Source organism: Halorubrum yunnanense, from assembly GCF_026586675.1.
GTDB classification, from domain to species: Archaea; Halobacteriota; Halobacteria; order Halobacteriales; family Haloferacaceae; genus Halorubrum; species Halorubrum yunnanense.
In genome coordinates, this window is the sequence record NZ_JAODIX010000046.1 from 35057 (window position 1) to 48423 (window position 13367).

Here is a 13367-nt window from a genome sequence, read left to right on the forward strand (position 1 = left end):
GACCGATAAAAATCGATTCCCCCCGACGCGCCGGTCCCGCGGTTTCACTTCCAGTGCCAGAAGTCGTTTCCGTCCTCCTCGACGGGGTCGGTCCGCGCCTGCAGGTCGGCGACGTCGTCGGCGGTCGGTTCGTGGTCGTCCGGCAGCGACTCCATGCACTCGAAACAGAGGAAGAACTCGGAGCCGTCGGTCAGCTCCAGCGTCAGTCCCTGCGTCGACTCGAACGCGAAGTTCCACAGGTCGCCGATCCCGCCGGCGATCCTGACGGACCGCTCGCAGACGTCACAGGACTCCGAGGCCATACGAACCGGTTGCGGCTCCGCGCGCTAATGCGTGTCGCCGTCATACGTTGGCGACCGCGTACAAATGGCTGACAGCAGCTTGGTAGTGAACATCTCCAAAGCCCCAGCCGCGATTTCCGCTCGCTTCGCTCGCGGAAATCGCGGCTGCCCCTTTGAATCCCGCCCGACCGCGACTCCACAGCGCCTCACGCCTTCGCGTCTTCGTCGTCGCCGCCCTCGTCAATCTCCGGCGTCGAGGGCTCGGGGCTGACGCCGGTGTCGGCGGGCGTCTCGTCGGTCTCGACGATGTCGTTCGCCCGTGCCCCGCTGCCGAACAGCCGGTCGAACACCCCGCGGTCGCTGCGCTTCTCGGCGAGCAGCACGGAGCACTCCACGTCGCCGAGCACGTCCAACACGAGCGACCCGCTGACCAGCCGCGAGAGCAGCCCCTTCTGCGTCGCGCCGATGATCAGCATCGTGGCGTCGCGCGTGGCGCGGCCGATGGCCGCCTCGACGTCGCCGCCCTCGACCCGCATCGTCGCGTCCGAGAGGTCGTGCTCGGCGGCCCACTCGGTGAGGAACCGCTGGCCCGCCGCCTCGTCGTCGGCGACGTGCAGGAGGGTGACCTCGCCGTCGAACTCTACCTGGAGCATCTTCGCGACTGCCCCGGATAGGTCCGAGGCCGGGCCGCCGGCGGTCGGCACCAAGATCCGCGAGGGGTCGAAGCCGCGGTCGCGGAACACCAGGAAGTCGGAGGGGAGCGAGTGCGCCAGCTCGTCGACGGCGGACTCCGCACGCCCCGGCGCCCCGTGGGAGTCCTCGCCCCAGCCCATCACCGTGAGGTCGGCGCCGTAGGTGCGGGCCGCGTCGAACACCTCCTCGAACACGCGGTGCGAGAGCACGACGTGCGTCTCCACGTCGACGCCGAACGTCTCGGCGTCGTCGCGAGCCTGGTCCAACAGCCCGTGCGCCGCCTCGTGGGCGCCGCGATCGCGGGCCGCCTCCAGCGACGTCTGGTCGGGCACGTTCGCGATGTTGACCGCGACGACGGTCCCGTTCCGCTGTTTGGCGATGGCGGAGGCGAGCGTGATGAGGTGCTCCTCGGTCGCCGGGTTCGCGAGCGGCACCATCACCCGGTAGTCGTCCCCGCTCGGCTGGACCGACGTGGCCGCCGACACGGCGGCCTTCGGCAGGTCGTCGGACCGGTCGAGGATCCACGCGCCCAACACGCCGCGCGACTCCACCTTCCCGCGGGCGTACAGCAGGTACCAGAGCAGCGCGAAGGCGACGAGCCCCCCCGAGATCGCGATGATCCGCGGCTCGATGTAGACGATCAGCGCGAACGACGACAGCGCGCCAACAATCGGGACGACGGGGTAGAAGGGGACCTCGAAGTCGGGGTCGTACCCCTCGACCCCCGACTCGCGCATCACAATGAGCGCGATGTTGAGCAGCCCGTAGACGATGAGGTGGAGCACGGATCCCATCGCCGACAGCGACTCGACGCCGCCGGCGACGAGGAAGACGATGATGAGCGCGCCGGTGAGCGCGATCGACTTGTACGGGGTGCCGAACCGCTCGTGGATCTCGTTGAGGTTCGGGGTGACGATCTTCTCGCGACCCATCGCGAAGTTGATCCGCGAAGAGGAGAGGATCGACGCGTTCGCGGAGGAGGCGGTCGCGAGCAGCCCGCCGATCAGGAGCATGCCGGCGCCGAGGGCGCCGAGCGAGTAGCCGAACACCTGGTAGTTGCCGAAGAGGAGACGCGCGGCGTCGACGACCGCGGTCTCGTTGTTCGCGACGAGGTCGGTCGGCACAGCCGCGAGCAACACGACGAGGAACAGCGCGTACACGAGCGTGACGATGACGACCGAGCCGAGGACCGCGAGCGGGAGGTTGCGCCCGGGATTCTTGATCTCCTCGGCGACCGAGGTGATCTGGACGAACCCGAGATACGAAACGAAGATGATACCCGTCACCGGGAGCACCTGACTCGTCGTGCCCGGCGGCGCGATCGGTCGCAGCGACTCCATGTCGGCGTTCAGCATGCCGACGACGGTGAACACCGCGAGGATCCCCAGAAGCGACATGACGATGACGATCTGGAGCCCGCCCGTCTCCTTCGCGCCGAAGTAGTTGACCGCGATGAAGAGCAGCGCGCCCCCGAGCCCGATCACCTGCGCGGCCTCCAGCGTCACCGGACCGAGTCCGACCGTGCCGAGCCCGACGAGCGCGTTGACGTACTCGCCGAAGCCGTACATGTAGAAGGCGGAGGCGAACGCGAGCCCGAGCCAGTTCGCCCAGCCCGCGATCGAGCCGAACATGGGTCCGAGCGCCCGGTTGACGTAGAAGTACGCGCCGCCGGACTTCGGCATCGCCGTCCCGAGCTCGGAGGCCGACAGCGCCGTGAACAGCGCGATGACGCCGCCGAGGACGAACGTGGCCGCCGCGAGGGGGCCGGCCCTTGCGACCGCGGTGCCGGGCAGCACGAAGATCCCGGCCCCGATCATCGTCCCGATCCCGATCGTGAGCGCCGCGAGCGGGCCGAGGTCCTTCGCGAGCTCCTCCTCGCCGCTCACGCCGGTCCACCTCGGACGGTTGTGACTCTCCGGGCGCGTGTCATACGCGTCCTCTCTCCTCGTCTCGTATAAAGCCGGCTGATCCGGGCAACGGCGCCGTCTCCCTCGTCGGCGCCACCAACGCCGGTCCCGTTTTCGAGCGTATCACAAGGACCATACCGTCTCGCGACCCGATACGATCTATCAGGTGGATCCCGTGACGAAGAAACGCGAATACCGAGACGACTACGACGACAAGACGCTGTACATCCCAGGCCCGACCGAGGTCCCCGACGACGTGATCGAGGCGATGACGGAGTCGACGTTCGGGCACCGGATGGACCGGATGACCGATCTGTACACGACCATCGTCGAGGACACGAAGGAGTTCCTCGGCACCGATAACGACGTGATCATCCTCACGGCCTCCGGCACGGAGTTCTGGGAGGCGTCGACGCTGAACCTCGTCGATGAGCGCGTCCTCGTGCCGACCTGCGGGAGCTTCAGCGAGCGGTTCGCCAACGTCGCGGAGCGCCTCGGCAAGGACGTCACCCGGCTGGAGTACGAGTGGGGCGAGGCGGTCAAACCCGAGGACGTCCGCGAGGCGCTCGACGCCAGCGACGAGGGGTACGACATGGTCGCGGGCGTGATGAACGAGAGTTCGACCGGCGTCCGCAACCCGATCGAGGAGATGGGCGACGTGATCAGTGAGTACCCGGACACCTACTTCGCCGTCGACGCTGTCTCGTCGCTCGGCGGCGACTACGTCGACATCGACGAGCACGGCATCGACGTCATCTTCGCGTCCACGCAGAAGGCGTTCGCGATGCCGCCAGGGCTTGCGGTGTGCGTCGTCAGCGACGACGCCTACGACCGCGAGGCCGAGAAGGGCGACTCCTCGTGGTACGGCGGCTTCCGCCGCGCCATCGACTACTACGACCGCAAGGGCCAGACCCACTCGACGCCCGCCATCCCGATCATGTTAGCGTACCGCAAACAGATGAAACGGATGCTCGACGAGGGCCACCGCGCCCGCGACGAGCGTCACCGCGAGATGATGGCGTACGTCCACGACTGGGCGGACGAACACTTCGCGATGTTCCCCGAGGAGGGGTACGAGTCGCAGACGGTCGCCTGCATCGAGAACACGCGGGGGATCGACGTCGCCGCGACGATCGAGGAAGTCAGCGAGGAGTACGACATGGCCTTCTCGAACGGCTACGGCGACATCGCCGAGGAGACGTTCCGGATCGGCCACATGGGCGAACACACCGTCGAGAGCGTCGAGGAGCTCACCGACGCGATCGAGGACGTCGCGGACCTGTAGCGCGGCCGCTCCGGTCGTTATTTAAGAGGTCGGCCGTCCGACCCCGGCTCGACCAGGTCGATCCGGTACCGCCGCCCGCCGGCCTCCGTCTCCTCGACCGCGACGACGACGAACGAGTGGGCGCCGACGTCGACGATGTCGCCCGGCGAGAGCGGGCCGTCCGGGCCGGGCTCGCCGCGTCGCCGGCGGTTCCGGCGGGCTCGCTCCGAGTCTTGGTCCTCGTCTCCCGTCTCCTCCCCCACGACGCCCGCATCGACGCCGATGACGGCGCGCTCGACGTCGATCGCGCGATTCCAGAACGCGTCCGAAGGGGGGTGCGGACCCAGCAGCTCCGCGAGTTCGGCTCGTCCGAGTCGCTTCATACGTCCACGCTCACAGCCAGAGCAGTTGTGCGTGTCGGGTCTCCGCGACGTCCAGCACCGTCTTCTCGTCGACGAGCCCGGCCTCGACCGCGACGTCGACGGCCTCGGTTCCGACGATGTTGGCGACCTGTGCGCGATGGAGTCCGGCGACCACCGCCTCGGCGCTCGCCTCCACGGCGTCCTCGCCGCCGTAGAACTCCTCGGTGACCTCGAGCGTCATGGGGCCGTCCTCGTACGTCTCGCCGAGGCAGTCCGCGTCGCAGACGGAGACGAGCGTCCCTTCGGCGGTCTCGCGCTCGCGGAGGAGCATCCCGGAAGCCGTGTCGTCGCTCTCGGCGTCCCGGTCGCCCATCTAAAAGCCCTCGGGTCCCTCGCCCCGGAGCTCGCGCTCCGGCTCTTCGCGTTCGACGTCCCGCCCGCCCGCGCCGGGCCGTCCCCCGGCTTCGGGTCGGCCGCCCTGGCGAGCCTGCCCGCCCGGCCCGGGGGCCTGGCCCGTCTGCTCTTCGATCATCTGTCCCTCCGCCTCGCGCCGGATCTCGTCGGCGCGGTCGGCGACCTCCTCGGCCTGCTCGTGCTCGCCCGCCTCCTCGAGGGCGCGCGCCTTCTCCTCGAGGACGCCCGCGCTCCGGTAGCCGAGGCGGATCGCGTTGTCGAAACAGGTGACGGCGTCCTCGGCGAGCCCCCGCTCGACCAGCATGAAGCCGCGGTTGTACCACGCTTCGGCGAAGCGCGGGTCGGTCTCGACGGCGCGCTCGGCGTGTTCGAGCGCCTGCTCGCTGCGGCCGAACTCCCAGAGCGCGTACGCGAGGTTGGTCTCGGCGGTCGCGGCGTGTTCCGACGAGTCGTCGATCCGCAGCGCCTCCTCGTACGCGCCGATCGCCTCGTCGTACTCCTCCAGTTCGGCGTGGGCCGCCCCCTTGTTCACCCAGGCCTCTTGGGCCTCAAGCGAGTCATCCTCGGCGAAGTGGGCGGCGCGCTCGAAGGTCTCCGTCGCCTCCTCGAAGCGGTTGATCCCCATGTACGAGAGCCCCACGTCGACCAGGCGCTCCACGTCGATGGCGTCGCTTTCGACGTTCCGCTTGTCGAGGATGTCGGTGAGGACGCGGGAATCGACGGGGTCGACCGTGTTCGGGTCGGCGTCGATCTCCTCGGGGTCGAGGGTGAACTCCTCGTAGCCGGCGTCGACGCCCTGCCCGGCGGAGAACTCGTGGCGGTCGTCGTCGCGTTTCTCGGTCATATACTCGGTTTTGACGGTCACGACGCGTAAGGGTTGCGTCGAGAGGCGGACGACTACGCAGTTGGTACCGACGACGCGGCGAACTCACCCGAATCTCCGGTCGATTATCTATAAATGACCGACTTTTCCGCGGTGAAGATCTCCAAAGCCCCAGCCGTGAGGCGTGCGCACGCTCGCTGCGCTCCTCGGTCGCTCACTTCGTTCGCTCCCTGTGGTGCTTAGCGTCGCCTGCCCACGCCTCACGGCTGCCCCTTTGACTCCCACCCGACCGCACCGCACAGCACCTCACACCTCCCCAACCTCGCCGCTCGCTCGGGGCTCCCTTCGGTCACCCACGTCGCTCGCGGCGTCCCTCGCACGCGCTCCTCGCGGCCTTCCGGCCGCTCGGAGGCGCGCGCCATCGCACCGTCTGTTTATAAATCGCCGTGACGCCTTGTCGCGATTTATTTATAAACCACATTGCCGTCGCCGAGGCGATGTCGCTCGCTACGCGCTGCTATCAACCGTTTTCCGGGGATTCTTCGGCCCGTCTCGGTCGTGAGCGAATCCTGCCCCGGTGCCGGTCGCTTATATGTGTACAACGGGAGATGGATGTATGAACGAGGACTCCCGCGCGGACCGACGCTCCCCCGTCGGCGAGCCCGTCGTCCGGGCCGACCCCGAGGTGACGGGCGAGCGGGCCGCGGAGGCCGTCGGCTTCGACCCCGACGAGCCCGAGAGCGTGGCCGACGCGGCCGAAACGGTGGCCCGCTTCGCGGCCGGCGACGTCGGCGACGAGGACAACGTGTTAATGCTGCGCGGGGCGGCCGCGTGCGCGGCGCTCGTCCGCGGCGTCGGCTCTTATAAAGCGGCCGCCGAGCGCGCGGGCGACGACGTCTCCGTGGCGTTCATCCGCAAGTGGGCCCGCGTCCACGACCTGCCCCAGGCGATCCGGCGCCAGGTCGCGAGCGGCCGGATCGCGCCGAGCGCGGCGAAACACGTCGCGCGCCTCGGCGGCGCCGACCGCTACCTCCTCGCGTGGGCGACCATTGACGGCGGCCTCACCGTCCGCGAGGTGCGCTCCATCGCCTCCGCCGTCAACGACGGGGCCGACGTCGAGAGCGCGGTCCGCGAGGCCGGCGTCGAGCTCGGCGACCTCGGCGTCCGGCTCCCCCTCGACACCTACGCGGAGCTCCGGCGCCGCGCCTCGAACCGGAACGTTGAGCCCGGCGCCCTCGTCGCCCGCGCGCTCGACGACTACTTCGCCGCCGACCCCGAGTAGTCCTCGCCGAACCGGCCGACCGCGGCCGCGATCGCCGCCCGCGCCTCCTCGACCTCGCTCCACGCGACCGTCTCGTCCGGGTCGTGCGCCTCCAGGATGTCGCCTGGGCCGAGCAGCACGGTCGGGATCCCCGCCGCCACGTAGTGCCGGGAGTCCGCGCCGTAGGTCCCGCCCGTGGGCTCCGGATCCGGGAGGCCGGCGTCGACGAGCCCCGCCCGCGCGGCCTCGACGATCGGCTCGTCGACCGCGACCTCGCTCGCCTCGAACTGCACCGAGAACCGCTCGAACGTCGGCGGGTGTTCGCGCAGCCACGGGTCTCCGGCGACGACCTCGTCGAGCCGCGCGCGGAACGCCGCCTCGACCTCGTCGACCGTCTCGCCCGGCGCGACCCCGATCCGGAACTCGGCCGCGAGCGTCGCCGGCACCGTCGACGCCCACGAGCCGGCCTCCACGGTCCCGCAGACGACCGGCCACGGCACCGGGAACTCCTCGTACAGGGGATGGGTCACCGATTCGCCCCGCTCGGTCTCTAACTCCATGAACGCCTGCCGGATCGCCTCGAATCGCGGGAGGACGTCCTCGCCGCGCCACGGCGTGGCGGCGTGCGCGCTCCGCCCGGTCAGCTCCAGCCGCGCCATCAGCGACCCTTCCGTGGCGACGACCGGGCGCAGCTCGGTCGGCTCCGCCACGATCGCCGCGTCGCGCTCGAAGGGGTACGGGTTCGCGAGCGCCGCGGTCGCCGCGCCGTACCCGCCGTCCTCCTCGCCCGCCACCGCCTCGACGACGACACGCAGCCCGCCCGCCGGGAGGGCGAGTTCCCCGGCTTCGACGGCCTCTCTCACGTCGAGCGCCGCGCCCACGCACGCCGCGACCCCCGACTTCATGTCCGCCGCGCCGCGGGCGGTGAGGGTGTCGCCGGCGCCGTCGATACCGTCGCCGTCGGTGTCCGTCCGCCCCCACGCCGGCTCGAAGGGGTCGCTCGACCACTCCGCGGGTTCGGCCGGTACCACGTCGATGTGGCCGTTGAGGACGATCGCTGGGACGGAGTCTGCGGGATCGCTCGCGTCGGCCACCTCGCCGAGTTCGAGCACGCCGCCGACGCTCCGGCGCCCCGCCACGTCCGCCTCCCCCAAATCGTCCGGGAAGGACGGGTGCTCGGCGAGGATCGCGGGGTCGGCGTTCCACGCGTCCGTCTCGAAGCCGAGGTCGTCGAGTCGGCCCTCGACGAAGTCGGCCGCGGCCGCCTCCCTCCCGGCGGTGGAGGGGAACCGACAGAGGTCGGCGGCGAACGCGCGCATGTCGAAGTCCATGCCCCCGGCGACGCGGGCGGTCCGGAAATCGCTTCGGATCGATCGGAGCGACCCTCGCCGCACGCGGTTTCTAAACGTTTATCCGTGGTCTCTTCCTACTAATTCGCGTCTGGGCCGGTAGCTCAGTTAGGGAGAGCGTCCGGCTTTTAACCGGACGGTCGGGGGTTCGAATCCCTCCCGGCCCGTTTTCCTGCGACCGCCGGGAGCAGTGAAAACGCCAGAGGGATTCGAATCAGGGAACGGAGCGAAGCGGAGTGACCGTGGTTCGAATCCCTCCCGGCCCGCTGTACCGCCGCGAGCAACATCGCGAGCGGCGGTGCTGTGCTGAGGGAGGGTTCGAACCAGGGAGCACGCAGCGCCGAGCGAAGCGAGGCGACCGTGCGAGTGGGGTTCGAATCCCGTCGCACCCGTTCCCTTCACTTCGTTCGGTCACGGGCGCGACTGGCTCCACGCTCGCTTCGCTCGCGTGGATCCCTCCCGGCCCGCTGTACCGCCGCGAGCAACATCGCGAGCGGCGGTGCTGTGCTGAGGGAGGGATTCGGAACCCTGCCAGAGGCAGCCCGCGCAGCGAAGCGAGCAGGAACCTCTGGCTTTGGTTCGAATCCCTCCCGGCCCGTTTTCCTGCGACCGACGGGAGCAGTGAAAACGCCAGAGGGATTCGAACCAGGGAGCACGCAGCGCCGAGCGAAGCGAGGCGACCGTGCGAGTGGGGTTCGAATCCCGTCGCACCCGCTCCCTTCACTTCGTTCGGTCACGGGCGCGACTGGCTCCACGCTCGCTTCGCTCTTCGGAGCGAAAAAACGGAGAATGCGGTGGTCGAACGGGGCTGTTCAGTCGTTGCGACGCGTCGCGAGCAGCGCGGCCGCGACGAGCGCGACGAGCGCGACGAGCGGACCGAAGCCGGGGACGTCGAGGATGCTGGAGTCGTCGTCCTCGCCGTCGGTACCGTCGTCACCGTCGGCACCATCGTCGCCGTCGGCACCGTCGTCACCGTCGGCACCGTCGTCACCGTCGTCGCCGTCGGCCGCGAGGACGGTGATCGTGCCGGTCACGCTGTCGTCTGACGTCTCGACGACGAGGTCATACTCGCCGGGCTCGACGTCGACGGTGGCGTCGGTGAACTCGACGGTGGTCGTCTCGTCTCCGTCGAGCTCGACCGACTGCGTGCCGATCGTCTCGTCGCCGACGCGGAGGTCGACGTCCTGGGTGTCACCGGAGATCCCGTCGGACTCGAGCTCCGCGCTGACGGTGATCGACTCTCCCTGCGTCACCTCTGTCGACGCCGGGTCGAGGTTCGAGACGAGGAAGTCGGCGGCGAGCGAGCCACCGCCACCGCCGCCACCGCCGCCTCCTCCGGCGGTGTCGTCGCCGTCGTCGCCGCCGTCGCCGCCGTCGCCGCCATCGTCACCGCCGTCGCCGCCGTCACCGTCTTCGAACGCTCCGGCCGGGAATACGAGGCTCTCCTCGTAGACGCCCGGTTCGAGAGCGTACGTCGACTCCGACTGCGGTCCGTCCGCAGAGCCGATGTGGAATCGAACTTCCTCGCCGGCGTTGCTGTCGACGCGTAGCTTGTCGTCGGTCGCGTCACCGCCACCGAACTGTCCGGCAGTCTCGACGGTGATCGACCCTTCGACGGACGTGTCACCGTTCTCATCGATGGCGACCGCATAGATCGTCGTGTCCACCGGGGCAGCAGCGCCGTCGGCGTCTTCGACCGAGCCGTAGAACGACGCCGGGTCACCCGGTGGCGACTCCTGCGCCGTCGCTACTGCTGCACCGCCGGTCACGACGGCCAAGGCGATCATCGCGACGACCAACGTGTGTTTGAGCGTCATTTGAGTGTGGTTGTTGATTTGTCTATTCTATTATACCACATTCACGCTATCCCCAGTACTGGCCGTACTCGAGTATCCCGGCAGGACGATCTGCCGGCTGTCGTTCTCGTAGAGGTATACGTAGTAGGCTGCGTGGTTCTCAACTGTGTCGTCGTTGTCCAGCTTCGTCCCGGGTAGGGATTTCAGCTGGACGTCGGTGACATCAGTTTCTGGGCCGTTCTCAATGGCCAAGTCCTCGTCGAGAGTGATTGTGGAGCTGCTGATATTGTAGTTCGATCCAACGATATGCCAGCCCTCGCCCATATCGACGCTGCCGACGTTGGTCTGCGGACCGCTACGGTCCTCGTCGTAGGCGAATCCGTACTCAGCGCCGTCGGATTCGGCGTTGACGAACAGCGCGTTGTGGACGCGCTGGACCTGCCCTGCCGGGCTGTAGGACCCGAAGTCTTCCGCGTCTTCAGCGGCATCAGCGTCGTAGTACGTCACGTCACTGATGTTGTCACCGGCAACGAACTCACCGGGCATCGGCTGCGAGGTGAGCGCCCAGCCTTCGTCCTGCGTGAAGGCCTCGTGGACGTAGGTGACGTTCTGCGTGTTGGTAACTTCAGCGCCCGCAACGTCAACGGTCACTTCGCTGCCGACCTCAACATTACCTTGATCGATATCACCAGGTGTAGTGATGTCGACCGTCGCGGAATCACTGAACCGGTTCGGCGACACGTCGAAGGATTCACCGCCGATTTCGACATCAACATCGTCGCTTGCGTCGATAACTTTCGTTCCGTTATCGTCAGCGAAGCCGGTAACTGTTACTGTCGGGTTGCCTGTCTTATCGACATCGGTGCCGATCAGTTCAGTGTCTATCTCGGTGCTCTCGACGGTCGCGAGGTCACCAGCGATCTCGTTGCTGACTTCATCGGTGCTGTCGTCAGCCTGGAGTGCTGCACCGTTGTCACCCTGGATGTCGACACTTCCAGGTTCATCTATCGTCAGCACTGCATCCTCAAGGTTATCTCCTGCTCTGACTGCAGAGGAGGCTGACCCAGAGGTCGAGGTGAATTCGACAGCAACTTCGTTACCCTGAACCGCAACTATCTCATCACCAGCCTGGAACTCGATAGAAACATCTGGTGTGTTGGACTCGAATTTGAGTCCGCTAACGTCGTCAGAACCGACTTCATCAACATTTTGGTCGAAAGCGAGTACGATCTCACCGTTTCCATTATCAGCGTTGTTCACATCGACATCGTCGACAGTCGCGTTCATTAGCTGCGGTGATGGTGAGAGCGGATTCGTCACGCTGACAGTCTCGTCAAGTGCAACAGCACTTGAACCGGATGCATCGACTGAAGCTCCGTCAGCATCAGCGTAGCTGAGCGTGATACCCCTGTCAGTATCACTGAAGCCCGGATCGAGAGTCAGCGAGAACTGGTCTGCATCGCCATCATCATTGATACCATTCAGTTCAGCGGTCGTGCCACTGAGAGTGAAGGCATCATCATTGCCTGGCGCGACTACGTCTTCGCTGTAGGTTAGCTGAATGTTCGATTCAGTTTCAGTAACATCCGTAATGAACGGCTGGATGTTGTTCGTTACGCTTTCAGTGGTGAACTGTGACGGCTGTTCGTCCTGCGCATTGAGGAGTGCGCCCGATGGCGTGTAATCGATTGTCACACCCGTCGAGGAGTCAACATTGTTCGGCTCGTTGACAACAGAGCCGGCGGACGTGTGATCGTTACCGTTATTGAAGACGACTGTGTCTCCGTTTTTGATCTCTTCGAAGGCGTCCTCCTCAAGCGAGATCGCAGTTCCACTGGTGTCGAATTCCGAGACAACTTCGGACGGTGTGCCAGCGCGGCTGATATCCTCGGTGAACGTCACGTTGAGGTACTGGCCACGCTCGCTCAGCTCTGCCGTGATACCGACGTTGTTCGCAACGTCTTTGTCACTGAAGGTTCCAACTGGTTCTTCAGTACCACTGGCAGCGATGAACGGTTCTGCCTCGTCACCGCTTGGACCGCTCGCACCGCCCTTATTGTACGTCAGTGCCCCGCTAAGATCTGCAGTCGACGGTACATCCGTTGAACCACCGTCTTCTGGGCCAAGGTTCAGAACGATCGTGTCCCCGCTATGGCTCGACAGATTTCGGACGCGGTACGTAGTACCTCCAACATCTTGAAGTGTGAATGCGTCAGTCACCGCACTGTCGATATTCCCGCTACCGACATCGGTCTGAACATCTTCGGTGAACGTGACTCTCAGTTGATCCGGGTTCTCGTCGGTCACTTCGGCCGATTCAAGCGTCGGAACAACGTTGTTCGACGCGCCGGTATTGATTGCTTCCGTACTGACGCCGGCCAGCGACTGGATGGCGTCACTACCGCTTGAGTACTTAAGCGTCAGGTCACCGTCACCGGCTTCAACTGCTTCGCTCAGCGTGATCGTTACCTCAGCATTACCGTTATCAATGCTAACGTCGTCAGTGATCGTCGCGTCAGTGCCACTGAGGGTGAAGCCATCAGTGGGATTGTCATCTCCTTGTTCAAGCGCAGCGTTGCTGTCGCCGTCATCGAAGGTCACCACGAGTTCATCTCGCGGATCTGCGACCGTTGCACCCGTGATGTTCGGTGCGATGGTATTGGACACAGCACCGCTGCTGACTGCAACCGTTTCTCCGCTTGAGGTGGAGATGAGGTCGCCCGTTGCTGCAGTATCGTCATAACTCAAATCATCGAAGTCGTCTGCAGGCTGGACTTCGGGATCAACTCCAACGATAACTTGGTCTTGCTCTCCGGCATCGGCGTTCTCGACAACAGTTGTGTTGGAACTGTAAGTACCGAAGGTGAATACGCCACTACCATCGAACGAACTTGCCTGAGCGTCGATCTCCTCGCTGAAGGTGACGACGAGCTCCGGTCGGTCGTCATTAGTGACCTCCGCAGATTCGAGTGTCGGGAAGGTGTTCCCTTGGACACTCTCATCTTTTGAGGTGGAGAGTGCAGGAACATCCGAGTCGCTTTGCAGAACGACCACGTCGTCGCTGCTGGTCGTTTCGCCGCCATTATCTGCTGCACCCTGATAATCGACGGTTAGCTCGTCCGTACCGATTGAACTGTTGATGTAGCCATGCCTTGTTGAACGCAAGACTGCGTCGGGGTAGGGTCGATAACTCACGGTTTCACGGTGTCAGAGACTG

General features: G+C 66.1%; 10 protein-coding genes and 1 tRNA gene. 3 read left to right on the forward strand and 8 right to left on the reverse strand.

Annotation, left to right across the window (positions count from 1 at the left end; genetic code table 11):
• Positions 1 to 44: 44 nt before the first annotated feature.
• Together N5096_RS11500 and N5096_RS11505 are read right to left on the reverse strand one after the other, a co-directional pair.
• A complete protein-coding gene (locus tag N5096_RS11500) occupies positions 45 to 302 on the reverse strand; it encodes a DUF7561 family protein (protein ID WP_267664853.1) in 258 nt (85 codons plus the stop codon).
• A gap of 185 nt (positions 303 to 487) precedes the next feature.
• Positions 488 to 2860 (reverse strand): amino acid permease, encoded by a 2373-nt coding sequence (locus tag N5096_RS11505; protein ID WP_267664855.1) that lies wholly within the window; start codon positions 2858 to 2860, stop codon positions 488 to 490.
• A gap of 196 nt (positions 2861 to 3056) precedes the next feature.
• On the opposite strand from N5096_RS11505, the gene N5096_RS11510 reads away from it, so the two are divergent.
• Entirely contained in the window at positions 3057 to 4166 is a 1110-nt protein-coding gene (locus N5096_RS11510; protein ID WP_267664857.1) for a pyridoxal-phosphate-dependent aminotransferase family protein, read from the forward strand.
• Positions 4167 to 4183: 17 nt separating this feature from the next.
• Here the strand turns inward: N5096_RS11510 and N5096_RS11515 are convergent, their stop codons facing one another.
• From N5096_RS11515 to N5096_RS11525, 3 genes are read right to left on the reverse strand one after another with little or no spacing between them, the layout of a single operon-like run.
• Positions 4184 to 4528, reverse strand: coding sequence for a hypothetical protein (locus N5096_RS11515; protein WP_267664859.1), 345 nt, complete (start codon positions 4526 to 4528; stop codon positions 4184 to 4186).
• Between the two features lie 10 nt (positions 4529 to 4538).
• Positions 4539 to 4838 (reverse strand): DUF424 domain-containing protein, encoded by a 300-nt coding sequence (locus N5096_RS11520; RefSeq protein WP_267664870.1) that lies wholly within the window; start codon positions 4836 to 4838, stop codon positions 4539 to 4541.
• 42 nt (positions 4839 to 4880) lie between these two features.
• Positions 4881 to 5765, reverse strand: a complete 885-nt coding sequence (locus N5096_RS11525) for a tetratricopeptide repeat protein (protein WP_267664860.1) — start codon at positions 5763 to 5765, stop codon at positions 4881 to 4883.
• 595 nt (positions 5766 to 6360) lie between these two features.
• Between N5096_RS11525 and N5096_RS11530 the strand changes: the two genes are divergently transcribed.
• On the forward strand, positions 6361 to 7026 hold the full coding sequence (locus N5096_RS11530) for a DUF7119 family protein (RefSeq protein WP_267664862.1): 666 nt from the start codon (positions 6361 to 6363) through the stop codon (positions 7024 to 7026).
• Here N5096_RS11530 and N5096_RS11535 read toward each other — a convergent pair.
• On the reverse strand, positions 7002 to 8336 hold the full coding sequence (locus N5096_RS11535; protein ID WP_267664864.1) for a M20/M25/M40 family metallo-hydrolase: 1335 nt from the start codon (positions 8334 to 8336) through the stop codon (positions 7002 to 7004). The genes N5096_RS11530 and N5096_RS11535 overlap by 25 nt on opposite strands.
• A 111-nt stretch (positions 8337 to 8447) precedes the next feature.
• Between N5096_RS11535 and N5096_RS11540 the strand changes: the two genes are divergently transcribed.
• A tRNA-Lys gene (locus N5096_RS11540) sits at positions 8448 to 8521 on the forward strand.
• A gap of 645 nt (positions 8522 to 9166) precedes the next feature.
• Here the strand turns inward: N5096_RS11540 and N5096_RS11545 are convergent.
• Together N5096_RS11545 and N5096_RS11550 are read right to left on the reverse strand one after the other, a co-directional pair.
• Positions 9167 to 10171 carry a PGF-CTERM sorting domain-containing protein gene (locus N5096_RS11545; RefSeq protein WP_267664866.1) on the reverse strand — a complete coding sequence of 335 codons (1005 nt, stop codon included), beginning with the start codon at positions 10169 to 10171 and terminating at the stop codon, positions 9167 to 9169.
• A gap of 30 nt (positions 10172 to 10201) precedes the next feature.
• A complete protein-coding gene (locus N5096_RS11550; protein ID WP_267664868.1) occupies positions 10202 to 13345 on the reverse strand; it encodes a SwmB domain-containing protein in 3144 nt (1047 codons plus the stop codon).
• Between the last annotated feature and the right edge of the window lie 22 nt (positions 13346 to 13367).

Excerpts from the sequence above, each read along its gene's own strand:
- N5096_RS11500 (WP_267664853.1), bottom strand. The coding sequence starts at position 302 with ATGGCCTCGGAGTCCTGTGACGTCTGCGAGCGGTCCGTCAGGATCGCC.
- N5096_RS11535 (WP_267664864.1), bottom strand. The coding sequence starts at position 8,336 with ATGGACTTCGACATGCGCGCGTTCGCCGCCGACCTCTGTCGGTTCCCC.
- N5096_RS11525 (WP_267664860.1), bottom strand. The coding sequence starts at position 5,765 with ATGACCGAGAAACGCGACGACGACCGCCACGAGTTCTCCGCCGGGCAG.
- N5096_RS11530 (WP_267664862.1), top strand. The coding sequence starts at position 6,361 with ATGAACGAGGACTCCCGCGCGGACCGACGCTCCCCCGTCGGCGAGCCC.
- N5096_RS11545 (WP_267664866.1), bottom strand. The coding sequence starts at position 10,171 with ATGACGCTCAAACACACGTTGGTCGTCGCGATGATCGCCTTGGCCGTC.
- N5096_RS11520 (WP_267664870.1), bottom strand. The coding sequence starts at position 4,838 with ATGCTCCTCCGCGAGCGCGAGACCGCCGAAGGGACGCTCGTCTCCGTC.
- N5096_RS11515 (WP_267664859.1), bottom strand. The coding sequence starts at position 4,528 with ATGAAGCGACTCGGACGAGCCGAACTCGCGGAGCTGCTGGGTCCGCAC.